The sequence below is a fragment of the Niallia circulans genome, from assembly GCF_007273535.1.
Classification (GTDB): Bacteria; Bacillota; Bacilli; order Bacillales; family Cytobacillaceae; genus Niallia; species Niallia circulans_B.
In genome coordinates, this window is the sequence record NZ_RIBP01000004.1 from 2699771 (window position 1) to 2720881 (window position 21111).

Sequence of the window (21111 nt, forward strand, 5' to 3'; positions counted from 1 at the left end):
ATATTTTGTGACAATAATTTGAAAACGATTGCTCAATCCTGAGCAATCTACTATAATGGTTTTATTGTTAACGTTAACATAAAGTGTAACATCCAATAAGAAGAAAGAATCTTTAGTTCATGTTAGGAGAGAGGGAATTATGGCTAGAAAAATAGGTTTGACACATCAACTTGCATATGGAAGCGGCAATTTATTAGGAAGTGGGGCATTAGCGATCAGCGGCGCCTGGCTGATGTACTTTTTAACAACCTTTTGTGGGTTGTCTGCTGTTCAAGCTGCTTCTATCTTTTCGATTGCAAGTATTGTGGATGCGATAAGCAACCCTATTATGGGATTTATTACAGATAACTTCCACAAAACAAAATTAGGCAGAAAATTTGGCAGGAGAAGATTTTTTATTTTACTCGGTATCCCCCTTATGCTTGTCTATCCAATGATTTGGGTTGAAGGACCTGGTTACTGGTATTATCTATCAACCTATATTTTATTTGAACTGATTTATACTGGAATCATGGTTCCTTATGAAACGATAGCGACCGAGATGACAGACAGTTTCAGTATGCGGACAAAGCTGACAGGATACAAGGCTATTTTTGGTAAAATTGCAGGATTCTTGGCTGCATTTATTCCTGGCCGATTTATTGCTGAATACGGACAAGATGTTGCCACACCATTTCTGTACACAGGAATAGTGTATGGAGTCATCATGATGCTAGCCATGATAGCGCTATATCTCTTCTCATGGGAAAGACCGATTGAAAGTATTAAGAATGAGGAAAGCGGAGGCAATCTTTTTGAATCCTTGAAAAAGCTTGTGGTTGATATGCTGTCTACATTCAAAATAAGAACATTTCGTCATCATTTAGGCATGTACTTGTTTGGATTTGGAGCTGAGTGGCTGTTCGCTTCCATGTTCACCTATTTTATTATTTTTGGTTTAGGTCACAGCTCAGAAGTCGTATCAAATCTCAACAGCATGAATTCCATTCTCCAATTGATTTCCACTGCCATCTTTATTGGAATATGCTTAAAGTTTGGATTTGCCAAGCCTTACAGAATGGCATTAACGGTTGTTATCATGACGGTCATTGGCTATGCAGCATTATATTTCACTGGATCATCCAATTTAATGATATTAATAATCGTCATAACCGCTATATTTGGATTTGGAACAGGCGGGGTTTACTATATTCCATGGACAGTTTATACCTTCCTCGCAGATGTAGATGAGCTTGTTACAGGGAGAAGACGAGAAGGAATTTATGCCGGAACAATGACGTTTGCAGGAAAGCTTGTACGTGCAGTTATCGTTTTCCTGATAGGGTGGATTTTAGAACAGTTCGGTTTTGTGTCTGGTAAAGCAGTTCAGCCTGAATCGGCTGTAAATGCAATAGTCTGGGTTTTAGCAGTCGGCGTAATTGGTTTGGCGTTAATTGCTATCTTTGTAACCTATAAGATGAAGCTCGACAGCAAAACACATGCGATGATAATTAAAGAAATTGAACGTATTAACAATGGTGGCTCGAAACTGGAAGTTGACAAGGAAACGAAGGAAGTTGTGGAATATCTTACAGGCTTTAAGTATGAAGAGTGTTTTGGCAATAATACGCTCGGATACCAAGCGCGCAAAACAGTTTAGCTAAAATTAAAGGAATAGTGAGTTTATTCTTGAAAAACTGGTTGTAAACCCTTACACTTATTAATATAAATGTTAACGTGAACATTTTAATCGATGTATAAATAATCTTTCGAGGTGATAAAATTGGAAAAAGTGTTTGACAAGAAGCAGACGTATAACAACTGGGGAGCAAAAGCTGCCAAAAGTCTGATGGAGCGAAAGCCGAATATCAATCCGAGGATGAGATGGGAATATGAGGATGGCGTTGTGCTTGAAGGTATGTACCTATTATGGAAGCAGTCTGGTGACAGGGAGTATTTGGACTATATTAAACAAAATCTAGATTTATTCGTTGACGGAGTTGGCAATATCCCGAAGTATAGCCTCCAGGAATTTAATATTGATCATGTGAATAACGGCAAAATTTTAATTGACCTGTATAACGAAACAAAGGATGAAAGATATAAAAAGGCTGCTGATCTGTTGAGGGAACAGCTGCGACGTCACCCTCGCACAAAGGAAGGATCGTTTTGGCATAAACAAATTTATCCATACCAAGTATGGCTTGACGGTTTGTATATGGGGTCTGTGTTTTACGGTAAGTACATCCATACCTTTAGCGAAGAGGAGAATTGGGATGACGTAATCAATCAATTTCTGCTGTGTGAAAAGAATACTAGGGATGATAAAACGGGTTTATTACATCATGCCTATGATGAAACGAGAGAGCAGCCATGGGCTGACAAGGAAACAGGACTTTCCCAGCATTTTTGGGGACGCTCCGTTGGTTGGTTTGCGATGGCACTTGTTGATGTTCTCGACTATTTGGATGGAAACGACCAGAAACAAAGATTAATTGTTATGCTAAAGGATGTTCTTGATGCAGTTATGAAATTCCAGGATAAAGAGACGGCACTATGGTATCAAATTCTTGACCAAGGTACGAGAAAAGGAAATTATCTTGAATCTTCCTGTAGCTGCATGTTTCTCTATGCCATTGCCAAAGGCGTGCGCAAAGGCTATTTAGACGAAGAATGGTATGAGATTGCTGAAAAAATATACGAAGGCGTCCTTGATGAATTCATTACAGAGACAAAGGAAGGCTATATCAATGTTAATAAAATCTGCTATGTCGGCGGACTTGGCGGTGCAAATAAGCGGGATGGCTCCTTCTCTTATTATATCAGTGAGCCAATTGTAACAAATGACCATAAGGGCTTTGGACCATTTATTTTGGCAAGTGCAGAAATGGAAGGGCTTAATAAAGGAAGAAGGTAGGGAAAAACATGAAGCGATTTATGGATGAAGAAACGTTTCTGTTAAACAATGAAACTGCTAAACTGCTTTATCATGACTATGCAAGCAATCTTCCCATTATAGATTATCACTGCCATTTGGACCCGCAAGCAATCGCTGAAGATAAAGGCTTTGAGAGTATAACAGAAATTTGGCTTGGTGGTGACCATTACAAATGGCGGGCAATGCGTACTTTCGGAATAAAAGAAGAATTGATAACAGGAAATAGCACAGATGAAGAAAAGTTCCAAGCATGGGCGAAGACACTTCCATATACAATTGGTAATCCGCTGCTCCATTGGTCTGCGATGGAACTGAAAAAATACTTTGGTGTGGAACAACAGCTTTCAAGTGACAATTGGCTGGACATTTATGATGCTTGTAACAGTCAACTCAAAAGCGAAGGCTTCCATGTTAAAAAGCTCATAACGGATTCAAATGTAGAGTGGATTTGTACAACAGATGACCCAACAGATGCATTGCAACATCATCAAGCTATTGCTGGCAGTTCTTTTTCTACATCTGTTACCCCAACGTTTAGGCCGGATCGGTTGTTAAAAATCGACAAAGAAGACTTCCTCGACTATATGCAGCATTTAGGGAAAGCAGTGGGCTTTTCGGTTGACAGCTTTCCGCTGCTAGTCGATGCAATAATGAAGCGGATGGATTATTTTCATGCAAACGGCTGCTTTATTTCTGATCATGCCTTTACAAGCATTCCCTTTGCAAGAGCAACAGACAAAGAGCTGTCTGCCATATTTACAAAAAGACTTGCAAATATTATGCTGTCAGACCATGAAGTGGAGCAATATCAGACAGAGCTGCTGCTTTTACTTGGAAGGAAATATGCAGAGCTAGGCTGGACAATGCAGCTCCATATAGGTGCGGCAAGAGATCCTAATACAAAAATGCAGCAAAAACTCGGATCAGATTCTGGCTTTGACTTTATTGGTGACTGGAACTATGGAGAGAAGCTTGCCTTGTTTATGAATGTGCTGGAATATGAGGATATGCTTCCAAGAACAATTTTTTATAATTTAAATGCAGTACATAATGATGTGCTGGCAACATTGGCAGGTTCTTTTCAGAAGGAAGGAATCAAAGGGAAGGTTCAGTTTGGAACTGCCTGGTGGTTTAATGATCAGAAGGACGGTATGGAGAAACAGCTTAGCTCCCTTTCTAATTTTGGGCTGCTTAGCACATTCGTCGGTATGCTGACAGATTCCCGCTCCTTCCTGTCCTACCCAAGACACGAATATTTCAGGCGTATTTTATGTAATCTTATCGGCACATGGGTGGAAGCAGGGGAAGCACCTAATGATATTAAGCTGCTCGGAAAAATAGTGCAAGATATTTCTTATAACAATGCATTCGAATACTTTAGGCTAGGCGAGAGAAAATAGCGGCAATAGGAAACGAAAGCTCTTGCTAATAGCAGCAAGAGCTTTCGTTTTTTGTATTGCTTCCTTATAAGGAAGCAATAATATCTTTTTTTATCTTTGCTTGGCAGCTTTGAACAGCTTTAATCACCTTTTGCTCAAACTCCTCGGATACTCTGTATTTTGGTGTACTGACACTAATGGCACCATAGTTTTTTTCATTGATTGATATGGAGGCACCGATACAAAATACTTCCTCTTCATGTTCACAATTGTCACTGGCATAACCAAGGCTTCTGATGCTGGCAATTTCCTTGCGAAAGCCGGCTTTTGTTGTAATAGTGTTTTCTGTCATTTTAACCAATTCATTATTATCGAGGTATGATTCGACTTCGTCATCGCCTCGTTCAGCAAGGACCGCTTTTCCCATTGCAGAACAATAAATCGGAATGCTTTTGCCTACTTTTGAATAAAGACAAATCGGGTTTTTACTTTCTATTTTGGCAATATACACGATATTTGTTTTATCCTGGATGCCAAGGTGAACGGTTTCGCCTGTTTCTGCTTGTAATGCTTCCAGATGAGGCTGGGCAATCTCTTTTATATCAAGATGCTGAATGGCTCTATTGGCATATTTAATTATTGTCGGACCAAGCGAGAATTTTTTTAATTCTGTGTCTTTTTGAACGTAGCCAATGTAATTAAGTGTTTCCAGTATCTTTAACGCGGTAGAATTCGTTAATTCTGTTTCTTTCGCGATTGTGTACAATGCTTGCGGCTCTTGGCAGTCTGCCAAATAGGCTAATATTCTGTCTGCTTTCAGCAAAACAGTTCCATAAAGTTGTTTTTCCATTGTCTTCCTTCCTTTTTCATGCTGAAAGGGAAAAATTCACTCCCTCCCATCAGCTTTAGTTGATACTATTGTACACGTTTCTTATGAAATCCGCACTTTCCTTTATATGAGGGTCTGTGGTCGATTCCATCAAATAGTACATAAAAGGTTTCTTTTTCTTGAAGCATGCAAACAGCTTTTCATAGTCAAGCTGTCCTTTTCCTACAGGAACCGTCATTATTTTGTTGTCTTCAATCATAAAATCTTTTAAGTGGACAATGGCAATTCTGTTGCCAAACAGCTCGGCAGATTCCTGAAAGAGTTTTTCTTGGTCCTGATAGTTATCAAGTGTGATGAAGTTAACAGGATCATAGATAACTTGCAGGTTATTAGAATTAATATTATCCAGTAATCTCTTCATATGAAAGGGTGTATGGATAGGGTGGTTAATGCCACCTTCAATTCCGACTGTAACACCGAACTTTTCAGCTTCAGCAACAAGCTCTTTAACACTGACTAAAACCTTTCGGAACGCTTCTTCGGTGAAGTTCTCCTCCGTGTATTCCATCACTTCACGGATGTTGCCAGTTTCAGTCCCGACAATACTACAATGGAAATCGCGTGCATATCTTACATGCTCTTTAAATCTTGCTAATTCTTGCTGCTGAATTTCAGGATTAGGATGAATCATATTAATATAGCAGCCAAGCACCGCAATTTGTATGCCAGCTTGATTGAAAGCTCCACTAACGAGTGAGGCGAGTCCTGTTGAAAGGCTGCCGTTTCGTATACTCATAGCAGGGAATGATTTTGCGAGTGCTAATTGGACAGCAGAAAATCCTTTATTGGCAGCTTCATTTGCCAATTCCTCTAGTGAGTGGCTAGTTAAATCATGCGGTCTTATACCTAAATTAATCATTTTCCTTTTCCTCCCTTAAATGGCTAAATTAATTTTACTTAGCAAAAATTTGTTTTTTCTTGAATTCGTTTTCAATAGAAGCTATAATGAACTTGTGTTTCCAAATAATAAATCAGATTTCCTTATAAGAAATTATATAACGTTATTTTCGGAGGTGCAATATGAATAAAGCAAATACTTTGAAAAAAGTGACAGATTGTGGGGTTGTTGCGGTAATCCGGGCAAACACACCGGAAGAAGCCGTTAAAACATCCCAAGCATGTATTGAAGGGGGAATTACCGGAATTGAAGTAACCTTCACCGTAAAGAATGCAGAAAAGGCTATTAAAGAGCTAGTTGAAAGCTATGAAAACACAAATGAGGCTGTCATTGGAGCAGGAACAGTATTGGATGCTCATACAGCAAGACTTGCTATTGCGGCAGGTGCCCAGTTTATTGTCAGTCCATGTTTTGACAAGGAAACTGCTAAACTATGTAACTTGTATCAAATACCGTATATGCCAGGATGTATGACGGTGACAGAAATGAAGCAGGCGCTTGAATATGGTGCTGATATAATCAAGCTCTTTCCTGGCAGCGCCTTTGGACCAGATTTTGTAAAAGCTGTGAAAGCGCCACTTCCACATGTGAACATAATGCCAACTGGTGGTGTTAGCTTGGAAAATATTCATGAATGGATTGGGAACGGCTGTGCAGCTGTTGGTGTAGGCGGCAACTTGGTAGCACCAGCTAGTGTGGGCAATTTTGAGCAAGTTACCGCCTATGCGAGGCAGTATGTAGAAAAAGTAAAGGAAGCTAGAGGGAAATCTTCATGAAAAAGGTTGTCACCTTTGGAGAGATTATGCTGAGACTGTCTACTAATGACGGTGAGCGTCTCAGTTCTGCAAACACTCTTCATATGCATTATGGAGGCGGAGAAGCAAATGTCGCCATTGCCCTTGCAGGATACGGGTTTCATACATATTTTGTCAGCAAAGTACCCGATAATCCGCTAGGAAAAGGTGTATATCGGCATCTTCACGGAAATGGAGTATCAACAGACTTTCTGCTCTCAGGCGGTCAACGCTTAGGAACCTATTATTTGGAAACTGGCAGTGGAGAGCGCAGTCCGCATGTGACGTATGACAGAAAATACTCTAGTTTTTCTGAGATCACAGGTGATGAGTTGAATTTGGAAACAATTTTGGCAGAGGCTGCTATATTCCATGTTTCCGGCATAACACTAGCATTATCAGAAAGTTTAAGAGAATTGGTCCTAGAGGCTGTTAAAACGGCGAAAAGACTTGGGGTCCAAACAAGCTTTGATTTTAACTACAGAGCAACACTATGGAGTCAAGAAGAGGCTGCAGCAGCAATTAAGCCGATCTTGCCATATGTAGATATTTGTTCATGCGGCGAACTGGATGCTATTCATCTCCTTGGTATCCCAAAAGCAAAAAATGAGTGGGATAAACAGGAAAGGCTTGTCTATTATTACGAGAAGATTAATGAGTTGTATCCCAATATTGCTGTAATGGCTTCCACATTCCGAACAGTGCATTCAGCTTCCCGTAATGAGCTGCAAGGCAACTTGTTTATGAACGGGAAACTCTATCAATCGAAAGTGCATGATATTCAGCCGATAGTCGATCGGGTTGGTGGAGGGGATGCATTTGCGTCAGGAATTTTATGTGGACTTTTAGAAGAACAAGCACCAGACGAAATCGTTGCATTCGCAACAGCAGCATCTGCCTTAAAGCACACGATTTACGGAGATTGCAGCCAATTCACCCAAAAAGAAATCACTAGATTTATAGAAGCAGGATCAGGGCGGATCTCCCGCTGACAATCATATAAAAATAAAGGAGCGATTTAAAATGACAGAATTAGCAACTCGTTATGCCATCCATCCTGAGGACATGAAAAAATATACGACAGATGAACTGAGAGAACATTTCCTTGTGGAAACAATTTTTGAACCAGGCTATGTCCACCTTACTTATACACATAATGATCGCATGATTTTTGGTGGAGTAACACCAGCGCAAAACGAACTGACAATTACCTTAAATAAGGAATTAGGTGTTGAATATTTCTTAGAACGGCGAGAACTGGGAATTATCAATATTGGCGGAGATGGTTCTGTCATTTTAGATGGCGAAGTATATGACATGCAAAAAAGAGATGGTTTATATGTCGGAAAAGGAACAAAGGAAGTAATATTCCGTTCAGAAAATCCAGAAAACCCGGCGAAGTTTTATATCAACTCAACACCTGCCCATCATCAGTATCCGACCGTAAAAATTGACATTAATAAAATTGAGCCACTTCAAGCTGGTGAGCCTGGTACGCTTAATGAACGAAGAATTTATCAATATGTTCATCCGAATGTGTGTGAAAGCTGTCAGCTGCAAATGGGCTTAACGATGCTGTCACCTGGTAGCGTTTGGAATACGATGCCATGCCATACACATGAAAGACGCATGGAAGTATATCTGTATTTTGATATGGAACCAGAAACTCGCGTGTTCCATTTTATGGGGCAGCCGGCGGAAACAAGACATTTAGTAATGAGCAATGAGCAAGCGGCCATTTCACCAAGCTGGTCAATCCATACAGGGACTGCGACAAATAATTATACTTTCATTTGGGGCATGTGCGGGGAAAATATTACGTATACAGATATGGATCATGTAAAAATGGAAGATTTGCGCTGATAATACGAATCTAGTAAAAAAAGGAGGAAATAATAATGACTACACAATTTGATCAATTTTCTTTAGATTACTTTAAAGTGGATGGACAGGTCGCTATCGTAACAGGCGGTAATTCAGGGTTAGGACAAGGGTATGCGGTGGCACTTGCTAAAGCGGGTGCAGATATCTTTATTATCACGCATGATGATAATTGGCATGAAACGAAAGAGTTGATTGAAAAGGAAGGCAGAACAGCAATTTTTCATCAAGCTGATTTGACTGACAGAAGCCAAGCGAAAGCAGCTATTACAGCCTGTCAGGAAGCATTTGGGAAAATCGATATCCTAGTTAATAATGCAGGAACAATTAGACGTGCCCCATTACTTGAGTATAAAGAGGAAGATTGGGATGCTGTCATGGATATTAATTTGAATGCTGTTTATTTTTTAAGCCAAGCTGTAGCGAGAATTATGAAGGAACAAGGCAGCGGTAAAATCATTAATGTTGCCTCCATGCTTGCATTTCAAGGCGGCAAATTTGTTCCGCCATACACAGCGAGCAAGCATGGTGTTGCCGGGATAACGAAGGCATTCGCTAATGAACTGGCAGAATATAATATTCAGATTAATGCAATTGCCCCAGGCTATATTAAAACAGCAAACACAGCACCAATTCGTGCCGATGAAAAGCGCAATGCGGAAATACTTTCCCGTATCCCCGCAAATCGTTGGGCAGATCCAGCTGATTTAATGGGAGTTATCGTATTTTTAGCAAGTAAAGCATCCGACTATATGAACGGTCATGTTTTAGCAGTTGATGGTGGCTGGTTAGCAAGATAAAAAAGATAAATTATCCGCTATTCACTTAAAATTAGTGAATAGCGTTTTTTTATTTATATCTATCTATTTAAAAGGAATTTGTAAGCGCCTTAAAGAATATTTGTAAGGATATCTTTTCCTCGTAAAACTTAATAATAAAAAGAAAAGAGGCTAAATCTTGGCTATAAAAGGCATTAATCATTTTTTGTTTTCTGTTTCCGATTTAGACAGATCTGTTGCATTTTATCAAAGTATTTTCGATGCAAAACTGCTTGTTAAAGGCCGTAGTACAGCATACCTAGATTTAAATGGGATGTGGCTTGCACTCAATGAGGAAAAGGAAATACCACGTAATGAAATCGCTTTATCTTATACGCATATTGCCTTCACAGTAGATGAAGATGAAATGGAAACACTGTATAAAAAGCTTGAGGAGTTGAATGTAACCATACTCTCTGGAAGACCTCGTGATGAAAGGGACAAGCAATCGCTTTATTTTACAGATCCTGATGGCCATAAATTTGAATTTCATTCAGGCAATTTACAGGACAGGCTAACGTATTATAAAGAAGCGAAAAAGCATATGCTGTTGTTTGATTAAAACGGTAATAATTTAGAAGAAGGAAGGACGATAAATATGAAAAAATGGGCTTTTGTATCTGACTTTGATGGCACCATTTCCAAGAAGGACTTTTATTGGATTGTGATTGAACGCTATTTTCCAGAAGGAAAGGAGCTGTATAAAGAGTGGAAAAACGGGAGCATCAAGGATATTGATTTTTTAAGTACAGTATTTGGGGCTATTCATCAGGAGGAGGAGCAAATAATTCAGGATGTGCATGGAATTCCGATTGATGAATATGTGCCTGCCTTCATTAAAGCTGTCCAGCAAAGTGGTGGCGACTTCTACATTTTAAGTGCGGGAACAGATTATTACATAAAGCATATTATAGAAAAGTACAAGCTGGAAAATGTTGTCGTGCTTTCCAATGAAGGTGTGTTTAAAGACAAAAATATTCAGTTAAATATAAACAAGGAAGACTGGAAGTATTCGGAGCGGTATGGCATTGACAAGGCAATTGTCATTCAAAAGCTAAAGGAGGACTATGAGAAAGTCTACTTTGCTGGAGACAGTGAACCGGATTCTCACCCAGCAGCATTTGCGGACAGAACCTATGCAAGGGATGTGTTAAAGGAATTGCTGGCAGAAAGAAATATCGACTTTATCCCGTTTGAATCCTTCTGCGAAATAGAAGCACATCTTATAAAAACTGGGCAAATCTCCGAAAAATAATACATGAAAGTTAAGGTAATGTAAAGATATTGTTAATATCATGTATTTATGATGTAAATGCAATATGATGGAATTAGCAACGTATAGGGGGTGAGCATTTGTTTAAAAAAATCATTCGTAAAGTGCAGGAACTTACAGGAAGCCACAGCGATCGTCACAGGCATAGAAAGTACAGCAGCAGTCGCCGCAGTCGCAAGTATTATGGCAGCAGCAGTTCTGGCAAAAGAAAAAATGACAGATACGGTGGCAGCCATCGTTATAAACGAAAAAGCTACAGCAGCAGCTGACAAAAAAACTCTTGCTTAATTCAGTAGCAAGAGTTTTTTTATAGCATTATCAACATCATGACGAATACTTTCGATTTCTTGATAGCCCTTATCAATACCAAGCAGTTTCTTGATAATATTTGTTGTTGCATCATTTAGTTCTAGCTCCGTAAGCCAGCTGCCCTTCCTTTTTCTTTTACCTGTATAGGTGGAATACAGCAAATAGAGGAGACATTCACCGATATCGAAAAAATCATCCTGTTTAAGCACTTCTGCTTCCTTTGATTTGACAGCGAGCTTGGCGAGTCCAAAATCAATTAAATAAAGATTATTTTCCTTTATAAGAATATTTGGCGGTCGGATATCATGATGATAAATATGCTTATCATGCAAATAAGCAAGTGCATCTAAAAGCTTTTGAATCAGTTTTAAAGCATCTGTTTCAGTGAAAGTCTGTTTTTCGTAAAAAAGCAAATCCTCGATATTTAACCCGTCAATATACTCCATTACGTAAAAGACCTCTTTATCTGATTCAATTGTTTCAATTAGCTTTGGAATTTGATGATGATTTAACGAGGCAATTAACTTAATTTCTTGCAGGAAACGCTGTTTTTCCTTTTTTTTTAAAGCCTTACTTGGACGCAGCTGCTTTGCAACATATAGTTTGTTTGTATGAATATGGCTGCATCTGTAAATCAAGCCGTAACCACCCATGCCCACACATTTTTCAATTTTATAATCATTTCCAAGAAGTTCGTCCTTTTGCAAGGGTCGATCATATATCCACTTAAGAAGAAATTTCCAATTCATGCATCCACATCCTAAATTAACTTCTGCCCATATTGTAGCAAATAATCATGCAGTTTAGGTACTACGATGTACATATAAAAATAGAGGAATAGGTAGCTATGGGCGTTAATATGATACATAAAAGGGGAAATGAAGGTGATAAATTGGACAGTCATTTCATATTTACTCAATTTCTTTTTTATGGGATCCTCTTTGCAGCATTATTTTTCGCTTGGAAAATCGGCAAGTACATTCTGAAAAGCAAAGGAATTGTGTTTGCTGCAGTTGGATCCATCCTATCAAGCATTTGTTTTCTCATGATATGTGGAGCTGTTTGGTATCAAGCTGTACCCGATCTATTTACCAAAGGTATTCTCCTTCTCATTTATATTCTGATGCTTGCAGCAGGGAATGGATTAGTTATCCGTTTATTGCTGTACAAAAGATCCAAGTAAATTGGCAGGGACAAAAGTGTTTGAGTCTAGGTGAAAACCGAACTATTCTTATGAATTGTTCGGTTTTTTGTGATTTATTTATTAAAATAATTAAATATCTGAGTGAAATGGAGCCAACTCGACTACGGAGGGAAATAGAAGACGCTATTGATTTACCAGCGGAAGGCGTTAGGAGAGCAAGCAATGAACCGAACTATTTTAACTATACAGATATTTTAATCATAAAAAACATTGTTTCAAAGTGTATTCTGATTTGTCCTATATTAAGATGTTTTAGAATCGGTTTTTTTGGAAGAAAAAAGCCATGTGCAACAGAAAAAATATATGCTATAATTTTTCTTTTATGTATAATAGAAAATGTGGGAAAATTCTAAAAAAGCAGTACAACATACATGATTAGCGCAATTTTTTATGGTCATGTAAAAACAATCATGCTAATAAAAATAGTAGAGTAGTGATTGATTGCTAACATCTTAGAAAGAGAGTGTGAAGAATAATCATGCAAGAGCAAAAGTTAGCGAGAGGATTAAAGAACAGACATGTTCAGCTGATCGCAATTGGTGGTGCGATCGGAACAGGATTATTTCTTGGTTCAGGGAAATCGATTCATCTTGCAGGTCCATCGATATTATTTGCCTATTTGTTTACAGGCATCATTTGTTTTTTAATCATGCGAGCATTAGGAGAATTGCTTCTTTCCAATATGCAATACCATTCCTTTGTGGACTTTGTCCAAGATTATCTTGGTAATATGGCTGCCTTTGTAACAGGCTGGACGTACTGGTTTTGCTGGATAACAATCGCTATGGCTGATTTAACGGCTGTCGGGTTGTATACACAGTACTGGTTGCCAAATGTACCCCAATGGGTGCCAGGGCTGATTTTACTAGTTATCCTATTATGTATGAACCTTGCAACAGTTAAGCTTTTCGGAGAGATGGAGTTTTGGTTTGCACTAATTAAAGTCATTGCTATTCTAGCTTTAATTGTAGTAGGTTTGTTCATGATATTTAAAGGGATTACAACAGATGCAGGAACAGCGAGTTTTTCTAATCTGTGGAGCCATGGGGGCATGTTCCCGAACGGTATGAACGGATTTATTCTTTCCTTCCAAATGGTCGTGTTTGCCTTTGTTGGAATTGAACTAGTCGGTCTGACTGCAGGCGAAACCGAAAAACCTGAGGTTGTACTGCCAAAAGCAATCAACAGCATCCCGATCAGAATCTTAATATTCTATATCGGTGCGTTAGTTGTTATCATGGGAATTTATCCTTGGAATGCCATTAACCCTGCAGAAAGTCCATTTGTACAAGTATTCTTGACAGTTGGTATTCTTGCAGCAGCAGGTGTAGTCAATTTTGTTGTGTTAACATCTGCAGCATCTGCGTGTAACAGTGCGATTTTTAGTACAAGCAGAATGGTGTTTTCATTGGCGAAAAATGACAATGCACCAGCACCAATGACAAAATTGACAAAAAGACGTGTCCCTGCAAATGCGCTGTATTTCTCACTAGTGGTTATATTAGTAGCAGTTGTGTTGAATTATATTATGCCAGAGGATGTATTTACACTCATTACAAGTATTTCGACTGTATGCTTCCTATTCATATGGGCAATCATCGTTATTTGTCATTTGCGATATAAAAAACAAAAACCAGAATTGGCAAAAAACAACCCATTCAAAATGCCGCTTTACCCGGCTGCCAACTATATCATTTTAGCGTTTTTGGCATTCATCCTAGTTGTGTTAGGATTTGCAGAGGATACTAGAGTTGCATTGTTTGTAACACCAGTTTGGTTCATCTTGCTAATTGCAATCTATCAATTCCGTAAAAAAGTCGTTAGATAAGAACTGGAAAAGACAGCTGGCAGGCTGTCTTTTCCTTTATTTACGAAACCTTAACAAACAAAAAAAAATCTTGACGCTAAGACAAGCATCCGTTATTATAAGTACATCAAGTAAGACAATTTTGTAAGAATATATTACATAAATTGATCCGATAGTTCAGCGGGAGAATACATCCTTGACAGGGATGGGGTCGGGGGTTCGAATCCCTCTCGGATCATCAAGAAAAGGTCACTTTCCAAGAGAAAGTGGTTTTTTTTTATGCCTTGCTATTCCTTATTTGCAAATCTTACAAAAAAGTCAGATGAGGCTTAAACGTAAAATGCAAAGAGCCATGATAAACATGGCTCTTAATTCGTTATGTGACAGTTAGTTAAAATATTTACTTAATGTATAAGCAATTCCGTCTTCTTCATTGGAGCGAGTCACTTCATCCGCGACAGCTTTTAAGTCGTCTACCGCATTAGCCATAGCTACACCGATACCAGCATAATCGACCATAGTAGCGTCATTATGCCCATCCCCAAAAGCAATCATTTCTTCCTTTTTGTAGCCTCTTGGAATAAGAACGGTATCTAACGCCTTTGCTTTATCGATTCCTTGAGCGGTAAATTCAAAGTAAAATGGGGCCGTAAACACACAATTTAACGTATCTTTAAAAGGCTCCATCATGTCTTTATAATGCTGCTGAAGATAATCAGGAGAACCGGCAGTTAGGATTTTATTAAGTGGATAGTCAGCAAAAGCAGCCAAATCTGCTACTTCACATAAGTTGAATTTACCACCGCGAGACTCATATTTTACGATATTCATAGAATTCCCATTATAATCTATTTCATTGTTAAACACGTCATTGACATACATATAGTTATCTTTATCAATCATCGGAATAACTTTAAATTTCTTCATATGTTCAAGCACTGCTTGACCTTGTTCCACTGTCATCGTTTCATTAAACAATACTTCATTTGTTTCACAATCCACCACTTTAGAGCCATTAAAAGAAACTAAAAGGCCATGATGCTTTTCCATTTCTAGTTCTTTGGCAAAATCCAATAATCCTGAAGTGGGCCTGCCTGAGGCTAGAACCAAGATTGCCCCAGCTTTTTGCGCTTTCACTAAGATTTCTTTTGTTTTTGCAGGTATTACCTTGTCATTATTAGTTAATGTCCCATCTACATCCATTATAATTACTTTAATTTCATTCACACGGAGATCCCCCTTATTTTCACAGTAAGTGACTGTAGTTTTCTAAATATCGTATACGCTTTTCTGTTGAATTTCTTTCCTAATCCTAATTTTATAACAATCAATCTAGCATTATCATCAAAATTGGGTTTAATATTTTCAAAATCGTATAATTTAGGAGGGTAACAATGAATTCCGCATTAGAGATTTTTTCAGATTCATCAGAACGAGTAAACTACAATGTACCAGGTTTTCCGTTATATGTTCGAAAAGGCAGACTACTACATTTTGATAAATATGTAGCCACAAATCATTGGCATTAAGATTTAGAGTTTATCGTTGTGCTTGAGGGTTCGATTGAAAGTTTTTCTATTCATAACGGAAATTTATACTTAATGCCAAAAGTAGTTATTCCCCTAAGAAGCATTTCTGTTAAGTACTCCTTTTACTTCCTTTCGAGAGAAAACGAAGGAGATGAAAAAAGCAATAAAACAAGCTGCAGCTAGAAAGATAAACGCAAACTTCATCGAAAATTGTTCATAAATACTGCCACTGATTATTGGAAAAGTGGTCATCCCGAGTGCGTAGACAGCCTGAAAGAAGCCCATCGCAGTAGAACGCTTTTGCTTCGGTATCGATTGGAGTGCCTGAGACGTTATGAGCGAAAATAATATACCTGTACCTAGCCCAGGAATTAATTGTAGAACACAAACAATCACAATGGAACTTGTTTGAGGAACTAAAAGACAGTAGATGCCAAGTAATAGAAAACTAGTATAGATCCACTGTTTTTTTGAAAGCAGTTTAAGAAATTTTGTTGAAGCAAGCTTGGCAAACAAAACGGCAGAAAGCATATAGATGATAGACGAAAACCCAATTTCCATATTTGTAGCACCAAGATCCTTAATGATTTGATTTGTAAAGGACATGGTTGTTGACATTTGCACACCTTGCTGTATTAATGCTAAACACGAGTAAAGCAAGAGGTTTTTATCCTTCATTACTTGCAATAACTCGCTGACACGTAATTTAGGTTGATCGTCAGATGTTGTTGTGTGAAGGAACAGAGAAAGGAGACAGGCGATAAGTCCAGCGCCTAAACTGAAAGCGCAAATCACCATCATGCCGACAATATCATACAGGAAGGTGCTAGTAACAAAACCGAGTAACATACCTGCGTTATTAGCCATAATAATTTTGCTGGTTGCATGAGTTTGGTCTTCATTCTTAAAAAAGCTCATATACAATATCATAAAGGAAATCCAGGTGGCACTTGCTGTCCCTGACAATATATTTGCCATTAAGAAGCCAATTTCATCAGGTGACAAAATACGCACAAAAGAAGCAGCGCCAGCTAAAAAGGTACCTAAAAGAATAAACAGCTTATGATTGCTGCTAAGATCAGCAAGTATCCCCACAGGCAACCGAAGCAGAAGCTGGGAAATGCCATATGCACCGATAATAGCACCAACTAAATTACTAGAAACATGTGCTAACAGCAGATAGGTAGTTTGATATGGGACGTATACATATTGAGCAAACCAAAAAAACGCGACAATCCATAAAATCAGTGAAGCTTGTCTTTTTTGTACAGTTTGCATTTGTTATTAGCTCCTTTCAGTAAAATTTATTATGTAAGTAGGTAGTTTCATTCTAAAGTAGACGATTTCGGCTTTTGATTAAATAATACGAAAATCGTTTCCTTTTGTGGGTTTTGAGCCAGTGTTAAGTAAGTGTTTCCATATATAAGGGTAGACGAAAAAGAATGAATGTTCAATCATTTTTACTCTTATGCAGTATAATATTCTAAGTTGGAAATTAGTACATATTAAATTTTTCAGTTAGGAATTCTGCATAGTAATGTCAGTATTCTAAATAACACGAAGTAAATTGGGAATTTGAAAGATTCATATGGTTATTTCTGAGTTAGCTTGTGTTTTTTTGTATCCTAGGGAGATTGATTAACCGATTAATTTTGCGGAGAGAAGCTCAAAATATCATTGAAATATGATGTTTCGAGCCTGTTTTTATAATTCGAATGACTTTACTAAAAGCTTTTACTAGACTGAAATTAAGATATTATAAGTGTTAACTTCGCAATCCAAAGCATTATAAGTGTATTACTGAGCTCCATTAAAATATGGCAACTGGTTTTCAAGATTAACCTTCTTATAGTTCCTTCCCCATACATGCATTGCTTCTAGTATTGGCATAACACTTTCTCCGATTTCAGTAAGTGAATACTCTACTTTAGGAGGAACAACTGGATAAACTTCCCGATGAATTATAGAAGCTTCTTCTAATTCTCTTAATTGATTAACAAGCATTCGATGAGTTATAGCAGGAAATGATTTTTTTAGCTCGCCGAACCGTTTTGTCCCATGCTTTCCTAAGTGCCATAGAATTGGTATTTTCCATTTCCCGCTAATGATGGATAGGGTAAGTTCCTTTTCACAATTAAACTTCTTTTCACGCAGATGAATCATTTTTCCCTCCTAATGAAAGCTTCTTGTCTTAAGTATAGTAGTCTCATAAAAAAAAGAATTGTAAAAAAACAACATAACGTTCGCTTACCCTAAAAAAAACCGTCCATTTTAGACGCTAAAAAGGTCTGATAAGGAGGAATTTCTTTATGATCATGTCATGTTAAACATCTGTAAAAATCTTTTTATACTGTTTAGGTGTTAACTGGATAAATTTTTTAAAACCTTTAATAAAGTGTGCTTGGTCGTAGTAGCCATTCTCATAGATAATATTCAGCAAGTTTTCCTCGCGGCTATGTAAATACATATCGAGTGTATTTTGGAAGCGAACGATTTGGGAAAATTGCTTAGGAGAAAAGCCAATATACGCTTCAAACTTCCTGCGTATATGCTGTTCCGAATAGCCAATCCCGTTTGCTAAGTCTTGAATATTAACGGTGCCACGAGATAAATAAATTTGATCAATTGCATAACGAACCATGCTTTGCTCTTTTGTTAATTCCAGCTGACTTTGTTGTAGATATTCCTCAAATAATTTAATTCTTTCGCTAAAGGTTTTACCAGTCATGATTAATTCTATTAATGGCTCAACATCATTCATAACGTCAGTTAACGGAATTTGTTGGGCAAGCAGGAGAATCATTGCTTCATTTAAACTGAAAATACTTTGCTCCGGGAAAAACCGAATGCCGAAGTACTGGCAATTCTTTCGGAATTCTGGTTGCGTTTTTCGATAAAAGGGGCTAGTCCACAGGAACACTGAGGGATTGACAGAATCACAGCAAAATAAAAAATCGAAACATCCATCTGGTATAAGTGATAGAAACGTAGAGGTATTTGCATTTGTAGTGAATTGATAAAACAGGGCAATGTTTTGGCTATACCAACCACCAGCAGGTTTAAGCTCTTGATAAAGATGCGTATTTTGTTTAATTTCTGGCTGAGAAGGAAAATACACATGATTTAATAATGCTTCCAAATTTAGGACTCCTTTCTTAATGGAAAATGAATAGGATTTGACATTACTACGGTTAGTTAATTGAATAGTTTGAATATACGGAAAATAATAACAGCATAATCATGTTAAATACAGTTTCTTGTTAGAAGACCTAACATACAAAAATAATCAGGTTCGTTTTTTACAATAAATTCATAAAAAAACTAGCTATTCTAAACATGTAGTTAAGTTAAAAACAACAACATTCATTAAAATTTTAGCGAATATCGGAGGTAATCTAATGAAAGCATCTGAAGTGAAAGTAAAGGCAGCAACACATCCTTTAGAGCCGTTAACAGCAGAGGAAATTACAAAGGCAGTAGCTATATTGCGAGAAACAAATAATTTAACCAAATCTGTACGGTTTGCTCAAGTGGTTTTACATGAACCTGAAAAAGATTTGGTGTTGCGATTCCAAGAGGGGGAGTTGTTTGAAAGGGAAGTTTTCATTATTTTACTTGAGCCAGACATAAACGAAACGTACGAAGCTATCGTTTCCTTGACAAAGGAGCAAGTAATTTCCTATGAGCATATTCCTGATGTTCGACCAGGTTTTATTCTTGATGAATTTGAAGCAGTCGAAGAATTAGTAAGAAATGATTCGGAGTACCAAGCAGCACTTTTAAAACGCGGCATCACTGATTCAAGCTTAGTAATGATTGATCCATGGTCTTCTGGTTACTTTAATATCCCAGAAGATGAAGGGAAGCGTCTTGTTCGAGCGTTAGCATGGGTAAGGCAGGCTGAAGGAGAGAATGGCTATGCTTTTCCGATAACAGGTCTTATTCCTGTCGTTGATGTGAATAAAATGGAAATTATTCGCATTGAGGATTACGGAGTAAAACCAATTTCACCAACAGATGGTGCTTATACTCCTGAAGAGGCTAAGAGTTATGCTATTAATACTCGTCAAGACGTTAAAGCATTAGATATCATTCAGCCTGATGGGCCAAGCTTTGCTATTGATGGACATCATATTAAGTGGCAAAAATGGAATATTCGATTCGGATTTACACCTAGAGAAGGGCTTGTCCTTCATACTGTCGGATATGAGGATAAAGGGAAGGTTCGTCCCATCCTTTTCCGGGCAGCTTTATCTGAAATGGTCGTACCTTACAGTGATACCAACCCAGCCCACAATTGGCAAAACGCATTTGATGCAGGGGAATATGGCATTGGACAGCTCGCCAATTCATTAGAGCTTGGCTGTGACTGTGTCGGCTTTATAAAATATTTTGATGCAGTAATGTCAAATAGCAAAGGCGAACCATTTATCGTAAAAAATGCCGTTTGTTTGCATGAAGAGGATTATGGGGTCGCCTGGAAGCATACGGATTGGCGAACAAACAGTGTAGAGGTGAGGCGTTCTCGTCGCTTAGTTCTGTCGTTCTTTGCAACAGTTGCGAATTATGATTACGGATTTTTCTGGTCCTTCTATCCTGATGGCACGATTGAGTGTGAAGTGAAACTGACTGGAATATTAAATGTCGGTGCATTAGATGTTGGTGAGGTTCCTAAATATGGAACAGAGGTTGCGCCACAGGTGAATGCTCCGTATCATCAGCATTTCTTTAATTTCCGAATTGATCCAATTTTGGATGGTGTGAAAAACTCTCTCGTTGAATCGTACACAGTCGCAGAAAAGGCAGGTCCAGAAAATCCTAATAATAATGCTTTTTATACGATAGCAAAAGCCTTCAAATCAGAATCAGAATCCGTAAGCAATATTGATTTGGCCACCCAAAAAACGTGGAAAATCGTCAATCCGAATTCGAAAAACTATTTAGGCCAGCAAGTTGGTTATAAGCTTGTCACTGGTGAAAATTGTTTTCCATTCGCGACAGATGATGCAAGTGTCATAAAAAGGGCAGGCTTTATAAAAAATCATCTTCATGTTACAAAATACGATCGTGATCAAATGTATGCATCTGGAAAATATCCGAACCAATCAAAGGGGGGAGATAGCTTAGAGCATTATGTGAAGGCTGACCGTAACATTGAGAACGAGGACATTGTTGTCTGGTATACAATGGGACATCACCATATAACTAGACCAGAGGACTGGCCAGTAATGCCAACTGCGTATCAGAGCTTTCAATTAAAACCAAACGGATTTTTTGACCGTAACCCAGCCCTTGATTTGCCACGTCCAAAAGCAAAAGCTTCCTGCAGTTCAAATAATGATTCTACTTGCCATTAACAAGGAAACGGGAGCTTGGCTTTTTAACCAACTCCCGCATTATATTAAATGAGGTG

General features: G+C 38.1%; 21 protein-coding genes and 1 tRNA gene. 15 read left to right on the top strand and 7 right to left on the bottom strand.

Going from position 1 to position 21111, the window contains the following annotated elements; all coding sequences use genetic code 11:
- Nucleotides 1-139 precede the first annotated feature (139 nt).
- The 3 genes from CEQ21_RS21285 to uxaC all read left to right on the top strand — a co-directional run bounded on the left by CEQ21_RS21285 (nucleotide 140) and on the right by uxaC (nucleotide 4317).
- Nucleotides 140-1639 carry an MFS transporter gene (locus tag CEQ21_RS21285; protein ID WP_185766231.1) on the top strand — a complete coding sequence of 500 codons (1500 nt, stop codon included), beginning with the start codon at nucleotides 140-142 and terminating at the stop codon, nucleotides 1637-1639.
- Nucleotides 1640-1762: 123 nt separating this feature from the next.
- The gene (locus CEQ21_RS21290) at nucleotides 1763-2896 is read left to right on the top strand and encodes a glycoside hydrolase family 88/105 protein (RefSeq protein WP_185766232.1); all 1134 of its coding nucleotides are present in this window, start codon (nucleotides 1763-1765) and stop codon (nucleotides 2894-2896) included.
- Nucleotides 2897-2904: 8 nt separating this feature from the next.
- On the top strand, nucleotides 2905-4317 hold the full coding sequence (uxaC, locus tag CEQ21_RS21295) for a glucuronate isomerase (RefSeq protein WP_185766233.1): 1413 nt from the start codon (nucleotides 2905-2907) through the stop codon (nucleotides 4315-4317).
- Between the two features lie 64 nt (nucleotides 4318-4381).
- On the opposite strand, the gene CEQ21_RS21300 is transcribed toward uxaC, so the two are convergent.
- Entirely contained in the window at nucleotides 4382-5146 is a 765-nt protein-coding gene (locus CEQ21_RS21300; RefSeq protein ID WP_185766234.1) for an IclR family transcriptional regulator, read from the bottom strand.
- A gap of 55 nt (nucleotides 5147-5201) precedes the next feature.
- Nucleotides 5202-6044: a sugar phosphate isomerase/epimerase family protein gene (locus tag CEQ21_RS21305; RefSeq protein WP_185766235.1), complete on the bottom strand. Its 843-nt coding sequence runs from the start codon at nucleotides 6042-6044 to the stop codon at nucleotides 5202-5204.
- 161 nt (nucleotides 6045-6205) lie between these two features.
- On the opposite strand from CEQ21_RS21305, the gene CEQ21_RS21310 reads away from it, so the two are divergent.
- From CEQ21_RS21310 to CEQ21_RS21340, 7 genes are all read left to right on the top strand, one after another.
- Nucleotides 6206-6859 (top strand): bifunctional 4-hydroxy-2-oxoglutarate aldolase/2-dehydro-3-deoxy-phosphogluconate aldolase, encoded by a 654-nt coding sequence (locus CEQ21_RS21310; RefSeq protein WP_185766236.1) that lies wholly within the window; start codon nucleotides 6206-6208, stop codon nucleotides 6857-6859.
- Nucleotides 6856-7869 (top strand): sugar kinase, encoded by a 1014-nt coding sequence (locus tag CEQ21_RS21315; protein WP_185766237.1) that lies wholly within the window; start codon nucleotides 6856-6858, stop codon nucleotides 7867-7869. The genes CEQ21_RS21310 and CEQ21_RS21315 overlap by 4 nt, the downstream gene beginning before the upstream one ends.
- A gap of 31 nt (nucleotides 7870-7900) precedes the next feature.
- The gene (gene kduI / locus CEQ21_RS21320) at nucleotides 7901-8740 is read left to right on the top strand and encodes a 5-dehydro-4-deoxy-D-glucuronate isomerase (protein ID WP_185766238.1); all 840 of its coding nucleotides are present in this window, start codon (nucleotides 7901-7903) and stop codon (nucleotides 8738-8740) included.
- Between the two features lie 35 nt (nucleotides 8741-8775).
- Nucleotides 8776-9558 carry a 2-dehydro-3-deoxy-D-gluconate 5-dehydrogenase KduD gene (gene kduD / locus CEQ21_RS21325; protein WP_185766239.1) on the top strand — a complete coding sequence of 261 codons (783 nt, stop codon included), beginning with the start codon at nucleotides 8776-8778 and terminating at the stop codon, nucleotides 9556-9558.
- A gap of 157 nt (nucleotides 9559-9715) precedes the next feature.
- Nucleotides 9716-10138: a metallothiol transferase FosB gene (gene fosB / locus CEQ21_RS21330; protein ID WP_185766240.1), complete on the top strand. Its 423-nt coding sequence runs from the start codon at nucleotides 9716-9718 to the stop codon at nucleotides 10136-10138.
- Between the two features lie 36 nt (nucleotides 10139-10174).
- Entirely contained in the window at nucleotides 10175-10831 is a 657-nt protein-coding gene (locus CEQ21_RS21335) for an MtnX-like HAD-IB family phosphatase (RefSeq protein ID WP_185766241.1), read from the top strand.
- A 98-nt stretch (nucleotides 10832-10929) separates the two neighbouring features.
- Nucleotides 10930-11118 carry a hypothetical protein gene (locus CEQ21_RS21340; RefSeq protein WP_185766242.1) on the top strand — a complete coding sequence of 63 codons (189 nt, stop codon included), beginning with the start codon at nucleotides 10930-10932 and terminating at the stop codon, nucleotides 11116-11118.
- Between the two features lie 15 nt (nucleotides 11119-11133).
- On the opposite strand, the gene CEQ21_RS21345 is transcribed toward CEQ21_RS21340, so the two are convergent.
- The gene (locus CEQ21_RS21345) at nucleotides 11134-11907 is read right to left on the bottom strand and encodes a serine/threonine protein kinase (RefSeq protein WP_185766243.1); all 774 of its coding nucleotides are present in this window, start codon (nucleotides 11905-11907) and stop codon (nucleotides 11134-11136) included.
- Nucleotides 11908-12005: 98 nt separating this feature from the next.
- Between CEQ21_RS21345 and CEQ21_RS21350 the strand changes: the two genes are divergently transcribed.
- The 3 genes from CEQ21_RS21350 to CEQ21_RS21360 all read left to right on the top strand — a co-directional run bounded on the left by CEQ21_RS21350 (nucleotide 12006) and on the right by CEQ21_RS21360 (nucleotide 14407).
- Nucleotides 12006-12341: a hypothetical protein gene (locus tag CEQ21_RS21350; RefSeq protein WP_185766244.1), complete on the top strand. Its 336-nt coding sequence runs from the start codon at nucleotides 12006-12008 to the stop codon at nucleotides 12339-12341.
- 499 nt (nucleotides 12342-12840) lie between these two features.
- The gene (locus CEQ21_RS21355; RefSeq protein ID WP_185766245.1) at nucleotides 12841-14190 is read left to right on the top strand and encodes an amino acid permease; all 1350 of its coding nucleotides are present in this window, start codon (nucleotides 12841-12843) and stop codon (nucleotides 14188-14190) included.
- A gap of 145 nt (nucleotides 14191-14335) precedes the next feature.
- A tRNA-Val gene (locus tag CEQ21_RS21360) sits at nucleotides 14336-14407 on the top strand.
- 149 nt (nucleotides 14408-14556) lie between these two features.
- Here the strand turns inward: CEQ21_RS21360 and CEQ21_RS21365 are convergent.
- Entirely contained in the window at nucleotides 14557-15372 is an 816-nt protein-coding gene (locus CEQ21_RS21365; RefSeq protein WP_213087360.1) for a Cof-type HAD-IIB family hydrolase, read from the bottom strand.
- A 191-nt stretch (nucleotides 15373-15563) separates the two neighbouring features.
- Between CEQ21_RS21365 and CEQ21_RS27305 the strand changes: the two genes are divergently transcribed.
- Nucleotides 15564-15698: a hypothetical protein gene (locus tag CEQ21_RS27305; protein ID WP_268878999.1), complete on the top strand. Its 135-nt coding sequence runs from the start codon at nucleotides 15564-15566 to the stop codon at nucleotides 15696-15698.
- A gap of 93 nt (nucleotides 15699-15791) precedes the next feature.
- Here CEQ21_RS27305 and CEQ21_RS21370 read toward each other — a convergent pair whose 3' ends face one another.
- From CEQ21_RS21370 to CEQ21_RS21380, 3 genes are all read right to left on the bottom strand, one after another.
- Nucleotides 15792-16976: an MFS transporter gene (locus CEQ21_RS21370; protein WP_185766247.1), complete on the bottom strand. Its 1185-nt coding sequence runs from the start codon at nucleotides 16974-16976 to the stop codon at nucleotides 15792-15794.
- Nucleotides 16977-17495: 519 nt separating this feature from the next.
- The gene (locus tag CEQ21_RS21375) at nucleotides 17496-17861 is read right to left on the bottom strand and encodes a winged helix-turn-helix transcriptional regulator (protein WP_185766248.1); all 366 of its coding nucleotides are present in this window, start codon (nucleotides 17859-17861) and stop codon (nucleotides 17496-17498) included.
- Between the two features lie 160 nt (nucleotides 17862-18021).
- The gene (locus CEQ21_RS21380; RefSeq protein ID WP_185766249.1) at nucleotides 18022-18837 is read right to left on the bottom strand and encodes an AraC family transcriptional regulator; all 816 of its coding nucleotides are present in this window, start codon (nucleotides 18835-18837) and stop codon (nucleotides 18022-18024) included.
- Nucleotides 18838-19096: 259 nt separating this feature from the next.
- On the opposite strand from CEQ21_RS21380, the gene CEQ21_RS21385 reads away from it, so the two are divergent.
- Nucleotides 19097-21055, top strand: coding sequence for a primary-amine oxidase (locus tag CEQ21_RS21385; protein ID WP_185766250.1), 1959 nt, complete (start codon nucleotides 19097-19099; stop codon nucleotides 21053-21055).
- The last annotated feature ends 56 nt before the right edge of the window (nucleotides 21056-21111 follow it).

What these genes read in the sequence shown, in the direction of transcription:
- CEQ21_RS21310 (WP_185766236.1), top strand. Translation starts at nt 6,206, where the DNA reads ATGAATAAAGCAAATACTTTGAAAAAAGTGACAGATTGTGGGGTTGTT.
- CEQ21_RS21305 (WP_185766235.1), bottom strand. Translation starts at nt 6,044, where the DNA reads ATGATTAATTTAGGTATAAGACCGCATGATTTAACTAGCCACTCACTA.
- CEQ21_RS21370 (WP_185766247.1), bottom strand. Translation starts at nt 16,976, where the DNA reads ATGCAAACTGTACAAAAAAGACAAGCTTCACTGATTTTATGGATTGTC.
- kduD (WP_185766239.1), top strand. Translation starts at nt 8,776, where the DNA reads ATGACTACACAATTTGATCAATTTTCTTTAGATTACTTTAAAGTGGAT.
- CEQ21_RS21375 (WP_185766248.1), bottom strand. Translation starts at nt 17,861, where the DNA reads ATGATTCATCTGCGTGAAAAGAAGTTTAATTGTGAAAAGGAACTTACC.
- CEQ21_RS21300 (WP_185766234.1), bottom strand. Translation starts at nt 5,146, where the DNA reads ATGGAAAAACAACTTTATGGAACTGTTTTGCTGAAAGCAGACAGAATA.
- CEQ21_RS21385 (WP_185766250.1), top strand. Translation starts at nt 19,097, where the DNA reads ATGAAAGCATCTGAAGTGAAAGTAAAGGCAGCAACACATCCTTTAGAG.
- CEQ21_RS21315 (WP_185766237.1), top strand. Translation starts at nt 6,856, where the DNA reads ATGAAAAAGGTTGTCACCTTTGGAGAGATTATGCTGAGACTGTCTACT.
- kduI (WP_185766238.1), top strand. Translation starts at nt 7,901, where the DNA reads ATGACAGAATTAGCAACTCGTTATGCCATCCATCCTGAGGACATGAAA.
- CEQ21_RS21335 (WP_185766241.1), top strand. Translation starts at nt 10,175, where the DNA reads ATGAAAAAATGGGCTTTTGTATCTGACTTTGATGGCACCATTTCCAAG.
- CEQ21_RS21350 (WP_185766244.1), top strand. Translation starts at nt 12,006, where the DNA reads ATGGGCGTTAATATGATACATAAAAGGGGAAATGAAGGTGATAAATTG.
- CEQ21_RS21355 (WP_185766245.1), top strand. Translation starts at nt 12,841, where the DNA reads ATGCAAGAGCAAAAGTTAGCGAGAGGATTAAAGAACAGACATGTTCAG.
- CEQ21_RS21285 (WP_185766231.1), top strand. Translation starts at nt 140, where the DNA reads ATGGCTAGAAAAATAGGTTTGACACATCAACTTGCATATGGAAGCGGC.
- CEQ21_RS21365 (WP_213087360.1), bottom strand. Translation starts at nt 15,372, where the DNA reads ATGGATGTAGATGGGACATTAACTAATAATGACAAGGTAATACCTGCA.
- CEQ21_RS21345 (WP_185766243.1), bottom strand. Translation starts at nt 11,907, where the DNA reads ATGAATTGGAAATTTCTTCTTAAGTGGATATATGATCGACCCTTGCAA.
- uxaC (WP_185766233.1), top strand. Translation starts at nt 2,905, where the DNA reads ATGAAGCGATTTATGGATGAAGAAACGTTTCTGTTAAACAATGAAACT.
- CEQ21_RS27305 (WP_268878999.1), top strand. Translation starts at nt 15,564, where the DNA reads ATGAATTCCGCATTAGAGATTTTTTCAGATTCATCAGAACGAGTAAAC.